The sequence below is a fragment of the Lysobacter helvus genome, assembly GCF_018406645.1.
GTDB classification, from domain to species: domain Bacteria; phylum Pseudomonadota; class Gammaproteobacteria; order Xanthomonadales; family Xanthomonadaceae; genus Noviluteimonas; species Noviluteimonas caseinilytica.
This window is the reverse complement of sequence record NZ_AP024546.1, coordinates 2,519,690-2,534,692: the sequence shown is the minus strand read 5'-3', so window position 1 is coordinate 2,534,692 and position 15,003 is coordinate 2,519,690. Positions and strand designations below refer to the sequence as shown.

Below are 15,003 nucleotides of genomic sequence, written 5' to 3'. Positions count from 1 at the left end.
AACTCCACTGGTAAGGAAAATCGGTCGATTCAAACTGCGATGCCGTCGCGCGCGGCGATGGTGTGCACGTCCTTGTCGCCACGCCCGGACAGGTTGCACAGGACGATCGCATCGCGGGGCATCTCCCGCGCGAGCTTCATCGCCTGTGCGATGGCGTGGCTGGATTCCAGCGCGGCGAGGATGCCCTCGGTGCGCGCAAGCTGGTGGAACGCGGCGAGTGCTTCGTCGTCGGTGATGCCGACGTAGTCCGCGCGACCGGTGTCCTTGAGGTACGCGTGCTCGGGGCCGACGCCGGGATAGTCCAGGCCGGCGGAGACCGAATGCGTTTCGACGATCTGGCCATCGTCGTCGCACAGCACGTAGGTGCGGTTGCCGTGCAGCACGCCGGGGCGGCCCGCGGCGAGCGAGGCGGCGTGGCGTCCGGTGTCGATGCCGTCGCCCGCGGCTTCGGCGCCGACGATGCGCACGGACGGATCGTTGAGGAACGCGTGGAAGATGCCGATCGCGTTGCTGCCGCCGCCGACGCACGCGGTGACGACATCGGGCAGGCGATCGTATTCGGCGAGCATCTGCGCACGCGCTTCGCGGCCGACGACGGCGTTGAAGTCGCGCACCATGCGCGGATACGGATCCGGGCCGGCCACGGTGCCGATGATGTAGAACGTGTCCGCCACGTTGGTGACCCAGTCGCGCATCGCTTCGTTCAACGCATCCTTGAGCGTCTTCGAACCGCTGGTCACCGGCACGACCTTGGCGCCGAGCAACTGCATGCGGTAGACGTTGATCTTCTGCCGCTCGATGTCGGTGGCGCCCATGTAGACGACGCATTCCAGTCCGAGCCGCGCGGCGACGGTGGCCGACGCCACGCCATGCTGGCCCGCGCCGGTCTCGGCGATGATGCGCCGCTTTCCCATCCTGCGCGCGAGCAACGCCTGCCCGATGGTGTTGTTGATCTTGTGCGCGCCGGTGTGGTTGAGGTCTTCGCGCTTGAGCAGGATGCGCGCGCCGCCAACCGCGGCCGACAGGTGTTTCGCTTCGTAGATCGGGCTCGGGCGGCCGACGTAATGCGCCAGGTCCGATTCGAATTCCGCGATGAAGGCAGGATCCACGCGCGCCTCGTCGTAGGCGGCCGCCAGTTCTTCGAGCGGGCCCATCAACGTCTCGGCCACGAAGCGGCCGCCGAAGCGGCCGAAGTGGCCGTTGGCGTCTGGAACCTGGTGGTAGTCGATCGGGGCGGTGGGGCTGGGGACCCGATCAGTCTGGATGGCAGTCGGCACGACGGACTTCTTCGACGAAACGCCGCATCTTATCGCCGTCCTTGATCCCGGGCGCGCTTTCGATGCCGCTGGCCACGTCCACGCCCCACGGGAGCGTGGCGTGGATCGCGTCGAAGACGTTGTCCGGCTTCATTCCACCGGCCAGGACGAAGGGTTTGCCGAGCCCGGTGGGGATCTGCGACCAGTCGAAGGTCCGGCCGGTGCCGCCCCGCTCGCCCTGGGCGTGGCCGTCGAACAGGAACGCCGCCGCCCCCGGATAGCGCAGGTGCAACTGGGTCGCGTGCCCCGCGCGCTGCGCCGGATCCAGCCCGACCATCGGGATGCCCTTGATGTAGGGCAGCCCGAAGCTGCGGCAGAACGCGTCGTCCTCGGCCCCGTGGAACTGCAGCAGGCTCGGCCGCACCTGCTTGATCACCGCGCGGACTTCGTCGGGCGCGTTGTCCCTGAACAGCGCGACCGCATCCACCAGCGGCTCCATCGCGTTGCGCATGGCGCGCGCTTCCTCCGGCTGCAGGCGGCGCGGGCTGTCCTCGGCGAACACGAAGCCGATGGCATCCACGCCGAGTTCGCTGGCCAGGCGGACATCGCCGGCGCGGGTCATGCCGCAGAACTTGATGCGGGTGCGAAACAGGGTCTTGCTCACGCGGTCACCTCGTCGGGCAAGCCGAAGCCGGGGGGATACAACGGGCCGACGAACACCAGCCCGGCGGAGGGCGCGGTAGGTCCTGCGGCCTTGCGGTCGCGTCCGGCCAGCAGTTCGGCGATCCAGGCCGGGGGGCGGTCTCCGCGCCCCACGACCAGCAGTGACCCCACGATATTGCGAACCATGTGATGCAGGAATGCATTCGCCCGCACCTCCACCACCACGTCATCCCCCGACCGGGTGACGGAAATCGCCTGCAGGTCGCGCCGCGCATGCGGGGCCTGGCAATGCACGGTGCGGAAGGCGGTGAAATCCTGTTCGCCGACCAGGACTTGCGCGGCCTCATGCATGGCCTGCGCATCGAGCGGCACGCGCTCCCAGCTCAGCCATTGGCGACCGAGCGCGGGGCGCACGGGCTGGTTGCGCAGCGTGTAGCGATAGCGGCGCGCGATCGCGGAGAAGCGCGCGTTGAAATCGTCGGCGACCGGGACGCACCAGCGCACCGTCACCGACAACGGCAGGCGCGAGGTGGTGCCGAGCACCCAGCCGCGCGGATCGCGCACAGCGTCGGTGTCGAAGTGCACGACGTTGCATTGCGCATGCACGCCCGCATCGGTGCGGCCCGCGCACGTGGTGGCGATGCGCGCATCGGCGATGGTGGACAGCGCGGTTTCCAGCGCCTGCTGCACGGTGTCGTCGCCCGGTTCACCGGGCTTGCTCAGGCGCTGCCAGCCGAGGAACTCGCTGCCGTCGTATTCGACGCCCAGCGCATAGCGCATCAGAGGTCGCGCAACAGCCGCGCCGCTGCCTCGCGCGCCGCCGGATCGCGGCCATCCATCACTTCGCGCAGCACGACGCGTGCGGCGTCGTCGTCGCCCATGTCGAGGTAGGCGCGCGCGAGTTCGAGTTGCTGCGCGGGCGTGACCGGATCGGTCACCGCCGGCGCGACCGGCGCGGCGACGCCACCGCCGCCGGCATGCCACGTCGGCGCGTTGCCGAGCGTTGCGGGCGCGGAGGTCCAGTGCGACGGGCCCGGGCGCGGCGCGGGTTCGGAGAACGCGGGCGGCGGCGGTGCGGGCGGGGCGTCGGGTTCGAGGTCGAAGGCGTCGTCGACGAGGTCGTCGTCCGGCGCGGTCTTCGGCATGCCGGCCGCCATCGCTTCGGTGTCGTACGCGCGGCGCGGCAGCACCGGTTCGGCCGGGGCGCGGCGGCGGCGCGAGAACACCCACGCCAGCAGGCCGAGCACGATCAGCCCTGCCCCGCCCCAGACCCACGCGGGCGTGGAGGCAGGCTGCGGTGCCGGCGGCGACTGCGTCGCCTGCGCCTTCGCGACCGTCGTGGCCGGCGCGGCGGTGTTCGCCTTCGCCAGCTGCTGTTCGGCGGCGGCGAGCTTGCTGTCCTTCATTTGCAGCAACGCGGCCTGGTCCTGCTGGAGTTTTTCCAGTTCGGCCACGCGCGCCTTGAGGTCGGCCACTTCCGCATCCTTCGCGGCGAGCGTTTCCTTCGTCTGTTGCAGTTCCTGTCGCAGCATGTCGCCCTCGCCCCCGGCGCTTGCGCCGGATCGTGATCCCGGTGTCTTCGCGCCCGTCGTCGGCGGCACGATCTCGAGCCGCGCCTGCGAGACGCGCGGCGTTGCGCGGGTCGTCGACGTGGCGGCGTTGTTCTTTTCGTTGCCCGTGTCGGCGACGGCCGCCGGCTGCGGCGCCGGCGCACTCATCGCGCGCCATTGCGACAAATGATCGCGCACGACGACCGCGGCTTCGCTGGCGCTGAGCGTGGCGACGTCCTGCGCCGGCGGCACGCGCAGCACGGTGCCGGCCTTGAGCAGGTTGATGTTGCCGCGCACGAACGCGTCGGGATTGGCGCGCAGCAGCGCGAGCATCGCCTGGTCGAGCGTGTAGCCGCGCGTGGCGAGCGGTGCGGCGAGTTGCGAGAGCGTCGAACCGGCATTCACCGCGATGCTGTCGGGCGATGCGGCTGGTGCCGGCGGGGCCGGGGCTTCGACCGGCGCGAGGGCCGGTTCGGGTGCCGGCGTCGGCGCGATCGCGGTGGTGTCGGCGGGCGCGGGTTCGGGCGGCGCGGCTTCGGGCGGCGGCTGCGTGGCTTCGGTGGGCGCGGGCTCGGCGGGCGCCGGTTCCGGCGGCGGCACGGGCGCGGCGGCGACCGGGCGTTCCACGATGTTGGGCTGCGCGACCGTGGGCGCCTGGATCGGCGGCTGCGCGGGCGCGGCGACGGTGCGCGGGGTGTCCAGCAGCGCGGAGTACTCGCGGACCAGCTGGCCCGAGCCCCAGTCCACTTCGACCAGGAAGGTCACCAGCGGCTGGGTGACCGGCTGGCTGCTGGTGACGCGGATGACCGGGCGGCCGCGGGAATCCAGCGCGACGGTGAACTGCAGGTCGGCGGCCACGCCCGTGGGCGGGTCCAGGCCGATGCGGCGGAAGGTGTCGGGCGAGGCCAGGCGGGCCTGCAGCTGTTCCAGCTCGGCCGGATCGCTGGAGACGATGGGGATTTCGGCCAGCAGCGGCTGGTCGACCCGCGACTTGACCTGGATCTGGCCCAGCCCCAGCGCCGCCGCCTGCCCGGACAGGGCCAGCAGGGCGATGCCCAACGCCGTGCGCAATGGTTTGCTCATTCGTGCGACGCGCATGTCGATTCCCTCCCCGGGACCGCGCTGACAATAGCCGTGCGCTGCCGCGCGTGTAAACGCGCGGTGCGACATGCGGCCCCGGATCAGCCTTCGGCGGCGACCAGTTCGGCGATCTGGACCGCGTTGAGCGCGGCGCCCTTGCGGATGTTGTCCGAGACGATCCACAGGTTGACCGCGCGCGGGTGCGAGTAGTCGTCGCGGATGCGGCCGACGTAGACCGCGTCGGTGCCCGAGGCGTGCGTGACCGGCGTCGGGTAGCCGCCCGCCTTCGGTTCGTCCACCACTTCCACGCCAGGCGCGTCCAGCAGCAGCGCGCGCACTTCGGCGGCCGTGATCTTCTCGCGCGTCTCGACGTTGACCGCCTCGGAATGCCCGTAGAACACCGGCACGCGCACGGCGGTCGGGTTCACGCGGATCGCGGCGTCGCCGAGGATCTTCTGCGTCTCCCACACCAGCTTCATTTCTTCCTTCGTGTAGCCGTTGTCCTGGAAGTCGTCGATGTGCGGGATCAGGTTGAACGCGATCTGCACCTGGAACTTCTCCGGCCTGGCTTCCTGGAAGTTGAGGATGCCCGCGGTCTGCCGGCCCAGTTCTTCCAGGCCCGAACGCCCGCCACCCGACACCGACTGGTACGTGGCGACGTTGATGCGCTCGATGCCGGCCTTGCGATGGATCGGCGCGAGCGCGACCAGCATCTGCATCGTGGAGCAGTTGGGATTGGCGATGATCCCGCGCGGGCGGTTGCGCACCTGGTCGGGGTTCACTTCGCTCACCACCAGCGGCACGTCGTCGTCGTAGCGGAAGGCCGAGCTGTTGTCGATCACCACCGCGCCCGCGGCGGCGAACTTCGGCGCGTATTCCTTCGACGTCGCCCCACCCGCGGAGAACAGCGCGATGTCCACGCCCGCCGGATCGAACGTGGCCAGGTCCTGCACCGGGATGTCGCGCGCCCCGTATTTCACCTTGCCGCCGGCCGAGCGCGCGCTGGCGAGCGCGACGACTTCGGACACCGGGAACTGGCGTTCCGCGAGGATGGACAACATCACTTCGCCGACGGCACCGGTGGCACCGACGATCGCGACCTTGAAAGTCTTCTGCGTCATTTCTTTACCTGGGGGATGAAGGGTGTTGCGCAAATGGGATGGCGTGCGCGGCTCAGCGTTTGCCCGCGCCGGGCGCGATGCGCGGCGACACGTCGCCGACATCGCCGCACTGCGCGCGATGGCGCAGGGCCTGGTCCATCAGCACGAGGGCGACCATCGCCTCGCAGATGGGCGTGGCGCGCACGCCCACGCAGGGGTCGTGGCGACCGGTGGTGACCACTTCGACGGGCTGGCCGTCCATGTCCAGGCTGCGCGCGGGCAAGCGCAGGCTCGAAGTCGGCTTGAACGCCGCCGACACGACCACTTGCTGCCCGGTGGAAATGCCGCCGAGGATGCCGCCGGCGTGGTTTGACAAAAAACCGGTTTCGCTGATCTCGTCGCGATGCTCGGTGCCGTGCTGCGCGACCACCGCGAAACCGTCGCCGACTTCCACGCCCTTGACCGCGTTGATCGACATCAGCGCCGCGGCGAGTTCGCCGTCGAGCTTGCCGTAGATCGGTTCGCCCCAGCCGGGCGGCACGCCATCGGCGCACACGGTGATGCGCGCGCCGACGGAATCGCCCGACTTGCGCAGCGCATCCATGTACGCCTCCAGCTCCGGCACCTGCGAGGCATCGGGCCAGAAGAACGGATTGCCTTCCACGGCGCTCCAGTCGAAGCCGCGCGGCACCACGTTGCCGATCTGCGCCAGGTGCCCGCGCACGCGCACGCCGAACTTCTCGTTCAACCAGCGCTTGGCCAGCACGGCGGCGGCGACGCGCATCGTGGTTTCGCGCGCGGACGAACGCCCGCCGCCGCGCGGATCGCGATGGCCGTATTTCTGCCAGTACGTGTAATCGGCGTGGCCGGGGCGGAACGTCTGCGCGATGGCGTCGTAGTCCTTCGACTTCGCATCGGTGTTGCGCACCAGCAACGCGATCGGCGTGCCGGTGGTGCGGCCTTCGTATACGCCGCTGATGATCTCGACCTCGTCGGCCTCGTGGCGCTGCGACGTGTGGCGCGTGCGGCCGGTGGCGCGGCGCGCGAGGTCGTCGCGGAAATCGTCGGGGCTGATGGTCACGCCGGGCGGGCAGCCGTCGATCACGCACCCGATGGCGGGCCCGTGGGACTCGCCGAAGGTGGTGACGCGGAACAGCTGGCCGAAGGTGTTCACGTAATCAGCCGGCCTTGCGCATCTGCGCGCGGCGCGCGTCGGCGAGCTCGCGGATGCGCGCGTTGTGCGCGACCAGGTCGCTGCATTCGGCGACGAAAATGCCCATCTGCCCGACCTTGAATTCCACCCACGCGAGCGGGAGTTCCGGCAGCAATGCGCTGAGCGCCTTTTCGGCTTCGCCCACTTCGCAGATCAGCAGGCCGTCGCGATCCAGGTGCAGCGGCGCGTCGGCCATGATCTGCAGCGCGAGGTCCAGGCCATCGTCGCCGGCGCGCAGGCCGAGTTCGGGTTCGTAGCCGTATTCGCGCGGCAGCGCGTCGGTTTCGGCGTTCGTGACGTAGGGCGGATTGGTCACGATCAGTTCGTAGTGTTCGCCCTGCAGGTGCGAGAACAGGTCGGACTGCAGCAGTCGAACGTTCTCGGCGTGCAGGCGTTCCTTGTTCTCGCCGGCCAGGGCGAGTGCGTCGGGCGAGAGGTCCACCGCGTCGACGTGCCAATCGGGGTTGTAGTGCGCCATCGCGATCGCGATGCAGCCCGACCCGGTGCACAGGTCCAGCGCACGGCGCACTTCGCGTTCGCCGAGCCAGGGCTGGAAGCCGTGTTCGATCATCTCGGCGATCGGCGAGCGCGGCACCAGCGCGCGGCGGTCCGTCTTGAAGCTCAGGCCGGCGAACCACGCCTCGCCCGTCAGGTACGCGGCGGGGATGCGTTCTTCGATGCGGCGCAGGAACAGCGACAGGACTTCTTCCTTCTCCGCCTCGGTGACGCGCGCCTGGCCGTAGACCGGACTGAGGTCGTGCGGCATGTGCAGGGCGTGCAGGGTGAGCTGCGTGGCCTCGTCCAGCGCGTTGTCGTAGCTGTGGCCGAAGGTGAGCCCCGCCGCGTTGAAGCGGCTGGCGCCGTAGCGGATCAGGTCGATGATCGTGGCGAGCGCTTCGGTCATGGCTGGAATGAAGGAACCGCGGATGCGAAAGGCCGGTGATGATAGCGCGCCCGCTATCATTCGCCGCCGCCGGCCCCCGCGAACCGCCTTCCAGGAACACCCGCCCATGTTCAACCGCACCACCCTGTGGATCCTCCTGGTCGCCGTCGCCGCGGGCCTGGGCCTGTGGGCCGCGCAGCACGCCTTCGCCCCGCACGCCCCGGCCGCGCCGGAATTGCGGGCCGTCCGCCTGTTCCCGGAACCGCGCCCCCTGCCCGCCTTCTCGCTGCAGCAGTCCGACGGCACGCGGCTGGTCCCGGGCGAACTGCAGGGCCACTGGACGGTGGTGTTCCTCGGCTTCACCCATTGCCCGGACGTCTGCCCGACCACACTGGCCGAACTGGCGCAGGCGCAGAAACAGTGGAGTTCGCTGCCGGACCCGGTGCGCCCGCGCGTGCTGTTCGTGTCGGTGGATCCCGCGCGCGACACCGCGCTGCGCGCCGGCGAATACGCGCACGCCTTCCACAAGGACACGATGGCCGCCACCGGCGACGAGCCGGCGCTGGAGGCCTTCGCGCGCAGCCTGTCGATGGTCTTCATGAAGGTCGCGCCGCCCGAAGGCGTGCCCGCCGACCAGTACTCCGTCGACCATTCGGCCACGCTCGCCGTGCTCGATCCGCAGGGCCGCATGGCCGGCATCGTGCAACCGCCGCTGGATCCGCGCGCGATCGCCGCCGACCTCGCGGCGCTCACGACGTCCGTGGCACGGTGACCCGATGCGTCCCGTCACCGCCCTCACCTACGTCCTCCCGCATCGCTTCCTGTCCTCGCTCGCGCGGCGGCTGGCGTATTCCACGAATCCGCGCACCAAGCAGTGGCTCATCGACACGGTGGTGCGCAAGTTCAACGTCGACCTGGATGAAGCGCTCGAGTCCGATGCGACGCGCTACCCGACGTTCAATGCGTTCTTCACCCGCGCGCTGAAACCCGGTGCACGCGCGCCGCATCCGGATGCGCGCGCGTTGCTGATGCCCGCCGACGGCCGCATCAGCGAATGCGGGCACATCGGCCGCGCGGGCGACGCGGAACACGAAGACCCGGGCCACATCTTCCAGGCGAAGGGCCACGGATTTTCGGTCGCGGAGTTGCTGGGCGACGAAGACGCGGCGGAGAAATTCATCGGCGGCACGTTCGCGACGGTGTACCTCTCGCCCCGCGACTACCACCGCGTACACATGCCGTGGACCGGCACCCTGCGCGAAACGGTGCACATCCCGGGGCGGCTTTTCAGCGTCGGCGAGGATGCGGTGGGGTCGGTCTCGAAACTGTTTGCCCGCAACGAGCGCGTGGTCTGCCATTTCGACACGGACTTCGGGCCGATGGCGATGGTGATGGTGGGTGCGTTGCTGGTGTCGGGCGTCGAAACGGTATGGGGCGGCGTGGAGATTCCGCCGTACGGTGGGCCGATCACGGTGAAGGACTATCGCGGGCGTGGGTTCATCGTGGAGCGCTTTGCGGAGATGGCGCGCTTCAATTACGGCTCCACCGTGATCGTGTTGCTGCCGGCGGGTGTGGCGCAGCTTGATGAAGGGTTGCGGCCGCAGGGGTCGGTGAAGTTGGGCGAGCGGTTGGCGACGTTGCTTTGATCTCTGCGAAAGCAGGAATGTTGGTGCACTGCAGAAGCCCGCTTGGGGTGAAGACCGCGTCGCCCGAACCCGCGGCGTGGTAAGAATTTCTCGCCGACGTGGCGGCGAAAATTCTCACCCCACCACGGGCTGGGGCATCACCATTCGAGCCTTTTCGATCAAGGGGCCGACCTTGATTTGAGGTCGCTGGCGTGCGTGTGACGCACGCGCAACCCAATCATTGCTTTCGCGGCAATCAAGAGCTGCTGCGCGAATCGTCGGCAGTGTCACTGCAAGAAAGAGGTTTCCGGGCGTCGCCAACCATGAGTTCTTCGGCAAGCGCTTTTGCTCGTCGCGAAAGAAATGATTGGGGTGTGCGTGCGTTACACGCACGCCTGCGACCTCATGTAACCGCAGACACCTTGATCGAAAAGGCGCGAAAGGTGATGCCCCAACCTGTGGTGGCGTGAGAATTTTCGCCGCCACGTCGGCGAGAAATTCTTACGCCGCCGCGGGTTCGGGCGACGAGCAACCTCACCTCAGGCGAGCTTTTGCAGCGAACCATGGATCCCTGCTTTTCGCAGGGATGAAGGTCAGTCCGCAGTGCAACCTTCCAGCTGCAACGTCTGCCCCGGACGAATGGCGTAACGCGGCGCCTTGATCTTGTTGGCTTCCGCCAGCGCACGCGTATCGCAGGAGAACTTGCGCGAGATCGCCGTCAGCGTCTCGCCGCTGCGCACCTTGTAGGACTTCTTCTTCGCCGGCTTGGCCGCGGCAGCCTTCGCCGCCGGCTTCGCATCCGCCGCCACCGCAACGGGCGCCGTCGGCGTGGTCACCCCGCCCACCATCGCGATGTCGCCCACGCGCACCACCGCCGTCGTCGGATCGCTGATGACCAGCTGGTGCGCCAGGTCCGCGCGCTTGCCCATCGTGCAGTGGCGGTTGTACAGGCCCACGATCTTCGTCGTCGCATTGAGCGACGCGCCCGCCGGCAGCCTGCTGTCGGCTTCGTAGCGCGGGTTGAGGTTGCGCAGCGCGCGCATGTAGCCCTCGCGCGTGCCGCCGTTGCCGAGGCAGATCGTGAGTTCGTAGATCGACGCCGCACGCGTCAGCTTGAGCATCGCCGGTTTCGCATCGACCTTCGGGAAGGTGATGCCGTATTGCTTCGGGTGCAGGAACAGCCACGCCGCCGCGATCACCATCGGCACGTAGTCGCGCGTTTCCGGTGGAAACTGGTTGTACACCGACGCATCCCAGAAGCCCTTGCCGCCGCCGGCCTGGTACACGCGCAACGCGCGGCCTTCGCCGCCGTTGTACGCGGCCAGCGCGAGTTCGATGCTGCGGTTGAGCTCGCCCATGCGCTCGTTGAGGTACGAGGCGCTGGCTTCGGCGGCCGAACGCGCGTCGAAGCGCGTATCGAAGCCCGTGCCGTCCGGGCCCAGGCCGAAGCGCTTGCCGGTGTTGTACATGAACTGCATCGGGCCGGCCGCGCCGGCGCGCGAACTCACGTGCACCTTGCCGTTGGATTCCTTCGCCATGATGCCGAACAGCAGCGCTTCGGGCAGGCCCGCGCGCTCGTACTGCGGCCACATCAGGTGACGCATGTATTCGTAGTTCTCGTAGCTGTCCATCAGCGCCGGGCGCATGTCGGTCAGCCAGCGGCGGATGCCGGCCTGCACGGCCGGGTTGTACTGCACCATCTGGTCGAAGCGGTGGTCGTCGTCCAGCAGCTGCGCGGCGCGCGCGGCTTCCGGCACGTCGGCGGCCATCGCGTTGATGTGGTCGTCGCCGTCGCCGTCGTCCATGTCGTCGTCGCCGTCGGCCACCTGGGCTTCGGCGTCCGCATTCACCTTCAGCAGGCGCTTGTACGTCGTGAGCATCGTCGGCACCTGGCAGCCCTTCTGCTGCATGCAGGCGGCAACCACGTCTTCCATGTCCTCCAGCGCCGAATCGGCCTGCGCCTGGCCGGTGGGATCGGCGTTGCCGATCTTCACCACGGCGGCGCGGTACTTCTGCTCGGCGGCCGACATGCGCTGGTTGAGCGCGTCGATGCTGGCCTGGTCGCGGCGCGACACGGCGCCGGCGTCGGCAGGCATCAAGCCGGTGAACGCGAGGCCTGCGGCGAGGACGAGCGGAAGGCGGAACGTGACGGAAGCGGCCATAAAAATGCAAAGACGGGGTGAAGAAGATGGGGGACGGTAACCCTCGCGCGCGCCGCACTGCAACACGCCATCGGGCAGAACTGCGGACGCGGGCCGCCTTTCGACACAAACCGCCGACGGAGGGTCGGCGTGTTTAGAATCGACGCGACTCCTGAACAGGCACCCCGCATGCAACCCATCCTCGTCGGCAAGTCGGTCACCACGCCCGAGGGCGGGAGCGTCCTGCTCGAACCCAGGTACGGGAATCGACACGGCCTCGTCGCCGGCGCCACCGGCACGGGCAAGACCGTCACGCTGATGACGCTCGCCGAAGGCTTCTCGCGCATCGGCGTGCCGGTGTTCCTCGCCGACGTCAAGGGCGATGTCGCCGGCCTCGCGGTGGCCGGCACGCCCGACCAGAAACTGCTCGACCGCGTCGCGCAGATCGGCGTGCCCGATTACGCGCCCGCCGCCAATCCGGTGATCTTCTGGGACCTGTACGGCAAGCGCGGCCATCCCGTGCGCACCACCGTCAGCGAAATGGGCCCGACCTTGCTCGCGCGCATCCTGGAGCTCAACGACACGCAATCGGGCGTGCTCGACATCGTGTTCAAGCTCGCCGACGACCGCGGGCTGTTGCTGCTCGACCTCGAAGATTTGCGCGCCCTGCTCGGCCTGGTGTCGGACGAACGCAAGGACATCACCACGTCGTACGGTTTGGTGAGCACGCAATCGGTGGGCGCGATCCAGCGCGCGCTGCTGCGCCTGGAACAGGACGGCGCGGACGAATTCTTCGGCGAACCGGGCCTGGAACTCGCGGACCTGATGCGCACCAACACCGACGGCCGCGGCGTCATCGGCATCCTCGCCGCGGACCAGCTGGTGCTGAAGCCGCGCCTGTATTCCAGCTTCCTGCTCTGGCTGCTCAGCGAGTTGTACGAAACGCTGCCGGAAGTGGGCGACCTGGACAAACCCAAGCTCGCCTTCGTGTTCGACGAAGCGCACCTGCTGTTCGACGACGCGCCGCCCGCCCTGCAGCAGCGCATCGAACAAGTCGTCCGCCTGATCCGGTCGAAGGGCGTGGGCGTGTATTTCTGCTCGCAGTTCCCCGACGACGTACCCGACAACATCCTCGGCCAGCTCGGCAATCGCGTGCAGCATGCACTGCGTGCGTTCACGCCGCGCGACCAGAAAGCCGTGCGCGTGGCGGCGGAAACCTTCGTCGCCAATCCGGCGCTGGATGTTGCGAAGACGATCTCCGCGCTCGGCGTGGGCGAAGCGCTCGTGTCGATGCTGCACGACGCGCCCAACGCGCGCGCCGTGCCGATGCCGGTCGAACGCACGCTCATCGCCCCGCCGCGCTGCCGCATGGGCGCGATCACCGACGCCGAACGCATGCAGGTCCGCGCCGGCAGCCCGGTGGGCGCGAAGTACGACACGCGCATCGATCGCGATTCGGCCGCGGAAAAACTCGCTGCCGGCGTCGAAGCCACCGCTGCGCGCACGAACGCGCCGCCTGCCAAGCAAGCCGCCGACGACGATGGCGGCGGTTTCAGCCAGGCGGTGAAGGACGCCGTGTTCGGCACCAAGCGCCGGCAAGGCATGGTCGAAACGATGGCCAAGCAGACCGCGCGCACCGTCGGCAGCAAGGTCGGGCAGCAGATCCTGCGCGGCGTGCTGGGCAGCATCTTCGGCGGCCGCCGCTGAGTCCGTCATACCCACGCAATTCCAACCACGATGAGGATCACGATGCGCAAGTCGCTCCCGTTCGCTTTGCTCGCCCTCGCCACGCTCGCGGCCTGCAACCGCGCGCCGTCCACCGACGCCACGCCGGCCGCCGCCACGGTCGCCGCACCGGCCACCGTTGCAGAGGTGGCCCCCGCCGCCCCCGCGACGACCGCGCATTACGGCGTTGCCGAATCCGCCGCGCCCGGCGAACACACCACGTTCGACGCGAAGGCGTTCGCCGGCAGCTTCGGCAACGCGAACATGTCGGTCACCTTCACCGCCGACGGCATGTACAACATGACGAACGAAAGCCTGGCCGCGAAGGAACCCGCCACCGGCACGTGGACGCTCGAACCCGATGCGCACCACGTCCGCCTGGATCCGAACAGCAAGGCCGACGCCGACCGCGTGTACGAACTCGTGTCCAACGACGAGTTGCGCAACGGCGACGAGGTCCTCAAGCGCAGCACCGCGCAATGAGTGCCAGGCCCCGCGCGGCCGTCGCGCCCGCCGAACCGTTCTGGCAACGCATCCCGTCGATCGCGCTCTACCCGGGGCGCGGCGCGGCGCTGATGACGCTGATCGCGTTGTCCCTCGCGGGGCTGCTGCGGGTCATTCCCTTCATCGGCGGCATCGTCGGCATCCTGGTGTGGCTGGCCGCGTACAAGTACGCGTTCGAGATCCTGCGGCGCACGGCGGACGGCTACATGGATCCGCCGGAAGTGGAGGTGTCGATCGACGACGGCGTGGTGTGGCGCTTCATCGCGCTGCAGCTGATCCTGATCGCGGTGCTGCTGATCTGCGTGGGGCTCGGCGGGCCGAAGCTCGGCTTGCTGGCGCTGGTGGTCGTGGCGTTCCTGCAGCCGGGCATGACGATGATGCTGGCGATGACGGGCAGCCTGTCGTCCGCGTTGAATCCGGCGCAGTCGCTCTCGCTGGTCGCGCGCGTGGGTTTCCCCTACTTCGCCGTGTTCGGCCTGCTGCTCGTGATCCAGGCCAGCGCGCTGATGGCGGGGGCGTGGATCGCGCGCGTCATGCCGCTGCTGGGGCCGGTGGTGCTGATGTTCGCGCTGTTCTGGGCGATGTTCTCCGCCTTCCACCTCATGGGGTACCTGCTCTACCAGTCGCACGAAGCGCTCGGCTTCGAACCCGAGGCGTTGCGCGACGATGCGCATCCGCTGCCCGGTGCGCCGGGCGGCGATGCGTTGCTGGCGCAGGTCGAGCCGCTGGTGCGCGACGGCAAGACCGACGAGGCCCTGGCCTTGCTGCGCAGCGAAGTCCGCACGCGCTCGGTGACGACCGACGTGCACGAGGTGTATCGGCGCCTGCTGAAGCAGGCCGGCGATCCGGCGGCGGTGCTGGAACACGCACGCCAGTTCCTGCACCAGCTGATGCAGGAACGCCAGGATCGGCGTGCGCTGGGCCTGCTGCGCGAATCGCTCGATGCCGATCCTGCGTTCGTGCCCCTGGATTCGACGCACGCCGAGCGCCTCGCCGAACAGGCTCGCCTGGGCGGCCAGTCGCAACTCGCGCTGGATGCGTACCAGGCGTTGCTGCGCACGTATCCGGCCGATCCGAACGCGCCGCAATGGGGCCTGCACGCGGCGATGTTGCTGGTGGATCGCTTCGGCCGCGATGCGGACGCGAAGGTGTTGCTGGAACAGGCGCGCGCACGCGCGACCGATCCGGCGATGCAGCAGAAGCTCGAGGCCGCGTTGAAAGCGGTGGGACCGGTCGCGGGCTGAGGCCCGCGATCGCGTCGTG

General features: G+C 69.0%; 13 protein-coding genes. 5 read left to right on the top strand and 8 right to left on the bottom strand.

The window, feature by feature from the left end; genetic code table 11:
• Nucleotides 1–29 precede the first annotated feature (29 nt).
• The 7 genes from trpB to prmB form a co-directional block, all read right to left on the bottom strand.
• A complete protein-coding gene (trpB, locus tag LYSHEL_RS12295; RefSeq protein WP_213437820.1) occupies nt 30–1,265 on the bottom strand; it encodes a tryptophan synthase subunit beta in 1,236 nt (411 codons plus the stop codon).
• Nucleotides 1,255–1,878, bottom strand: a complete 624-nt coding sequence (locus tag LYSHEL_RS12290; RefSeq protein ID WP_407075188.1) for a phosphoribosylanthranilate isomerase — start codon at nt 1,876–1,878, stop codon at nt 1,255–1,257. Before LYSHEL_RS12290 ends, trpB begins: the two co-directional genes overlap by 11 nt.
• 38 nt (nt 1,879–1,916) lie before the next feature.
• On the bottom strand, nt 1,917–2,699 hold the full coding sequence (truA, locus tag LYSHEL_RS12285; RefSeq protein ID WP_213434319.1) for a tRNA pseudouridine(38-40) synthase TruA: 783 nt from the start codon (nt 2,697–2,699) through the stop codon (nt 1,917–1,919).
• A complete protein-coding gene (locus tag LYSHEL_RS12280; RefSeq protein WP_213434318.1) occupies nt 2,699–4,567 on the bottom strand; it encodes a type IV pilus assembly protein FimV in 1,869 nt (622 codons plus the stop codon). Before LYSHEL_RS12280 ends, truA begins: the two co-directional genes overlap by 1 nt.
• A gap of 83 nt (nt 4,568–4,650) precedes the next feature.
• A complete protein-coding gene (locus LYSHEL_RS12275) occupies nt 4,651–5,670 on the bottom strand; it encodes an aspartate-semialdehyde dehydrogenase (protein ID WP_213434317.1) in 1,020 nt (339 codons plus the stop codon).
• A gap of 52 nt (nt 5,671–5,722) precedes the next feature.
• The gene (gene aroC, locus LYSHEL_RS12270) at nt 5,723–6,823 is read right to left on the bottom strand and encodes a chorismate synthase (RefSeq protein WP_213434316.1); all 1,101 of its coding nucleotides are present in this window, start codon (nt 6,821–6,823) and stop codon (nt 5,723–5,725) included.
• Between the two features lie 4 nt (nt 6,824–6,827).
• The gene (gene prmB, locus LYSHEL_RS12265; protein WP_213434315.1) at nt 6,828–7,766 is read right to left on the bottom strand and encodes a 50S ribosomal protein L3 N(5)-glutamine methyltransferase; all 939 of its coding nucleotides are present in this window, start codon (nt 7,764–7,766) and stop codon (nt 6,828–6,830) included.
• Between the two features lie 106 nt (nt 7,767–7,872).
• Here prmB and LYSHEL_RS12260 point away from each other — a divergent pair, with 106 nt between their 5' ends.
• The gene (locus LYSHEL_RS12260; protein WP_213434314.1) at nt 7,873–8,517 is read left to right on the top strand and encodes an SCO family protein; all 645 of its coding nucleotides are present in this window, start codon (nt 7,873–7,875) and stop codon (nt 8,515–8,517) included.
• 4 nt (nt 8,518–8,521) lie between these two features.
• Nucleotides 8,522–9,391 (top strand): archaetidylserine decarboxylase, encoded by an 870-nt coding sequence (asd, locus tag LYSHEL_RS12255; protein WP_213434313.1) that lies wholly within the window; start codon nt 8,522–8,524, stop codon nt 9,389–9,391.
• 572 nt (nt 9,392–9,963) lie between these two features.
• Here the strand turns inward: asd and LYSHEL_RS12250 are convergent.
• Nucleotides 9,964–11,532, bottom strand: coding sequence for a transglycosylase SLT domain-containing protein (locus LYSHEL_RS12250; protein ID WP_213434312.1), 1,569 nt, complete (start codon nt 11,530–11,532; stop codon nt 9,964–9,966).
• Nucleotides 11,533–11,700: 168 nt separating this feature from the next.
• Between LYSHEL_RS12250 and LYSHEL_RS12245 the strand changes: the two genes are divergently transcribed.
• Genes LYSHEL_RS12245 through LYSHEL_RS12235 form a run of 3 tightly spaced genes read left to right on the top strand, consistent with a single transcriptional unit; the run spans nt 11,701 to nt 14,984 of the window.
• Nucleotides 11,701–13,218, top strand: coding sequence for a helicase HerA-like domain-containing protein (locus LYSHEL_RS12245; RefSeq protein ID WP_213434311.1), 1,518 nt, complete (start codon nt 11,701–11,703; stop codon nt 13,216–13,218).
• Nucleotides 13,219–13,260: 42 nt separating this feature from the next.
• A complete protein-coding gene (locus LYSHEL_RS12240; protein WP_213434310.1) occupies nt 13,261–13,719 on the top strand; it encodes a hypothetical protein in 459 nt (152 codons plus the stop codon).
• Nucleotides 13,716–14,984 carry a tetratricopeptide repeat protein gene (locus LYSHEL_RS12235; RefSeq protein ID WP_213434309.1) on the top strand — a complete coding sequence of 423 codons (1,269 nt, stop codon included), beginning with the start codon at nt 13,716–13,718 and terminating at the stop codon, nt 14,982–14,984. The genes LYSHEL_RS12240 and LYSHEL_RS12235 overlap by 4 nt, the downstream gene beginning before the upstream one ends.
• Nucleotides 14,985–15,003: the final 19 nt, after the last annotated feature.

Coding starts and splice junctions, on each gene's coding strand:
- LYSHEL_RS12290 (WP_407075188.1), bottom strand. CDS start 1,878: ATGACCCGCGCCGGCGATGTCCGCCTGGCCAGCGAACTCGGCGTGGAT.
- prmB (WP_213434315.1), bottom strand. CDS start 7,766: ATGACCGAAGCGCTCGCCACGATCATCGACCTGATCCGCTACGGCGCC.
- LYSHEL_RS12280 (WP_213434318.1), bottom strand. CDS start 4,567: ATGCGCGTCGCACGAATGAGCAAACCATTGCGCACGGCGTTGGGCATC.
- LYSHEL_RS12260 (WP_213434314.1), top strand. CDS start 7,873: ATGTTCAACCGCACCACCCTGTGGATCCTCCTGGTCGCCGTCGCCGCG.
- LYSHEL_RS12250 (WP_213434312.1), bottom strand. CDS start 11,532: ATGGCCGCTTCCGTCACGTTCCGCCTTCCGCTCGTCCTCGCCGCAGGC.
- LYSHEL_RS12275 (WP_213434317.1), bottom strand. CDS start 5,670: ATGACGCAGAAGACTTTCAAGGTCGCGATCGTCGGTGCCACCGGTGCC.
- LYSHEL_RS12240 (WP_213434310.1), top strand. CDS start 13,261: ATGCGCAAGTCGCTCCCGTTCGCTTTGCTCGCCCTCGCCACGCTCGCG.
- asd (WP_213434313.1), top strand. CDS start 8,522: ATGCGTCCCGTCACCGCCCTCACCTACGTCCTCCCGCATCGCTTCCTG.
- truA (WP_213434319.1), bottom strand. CDS start 2,699: ATGCGCTATGCGCTGGGCGTCGAATACGACGGCAGCGAGTTCCTCGGC.
- LYSHEL_RS12235 (WP_213434309.1), top strand. CDS start 13,716: ATGAGTGCCAGGCCCCGCGCGGCCGTCGCGCCCGCCGAACCGTTCTGG.
- LYSHEL_RS12245 (WP_213434311.1), top strand. CDS start 11,701: ATGCAACCCATCCTCGTCGGCAAGTCGGTCACCACGCCCGAGGGCGGG.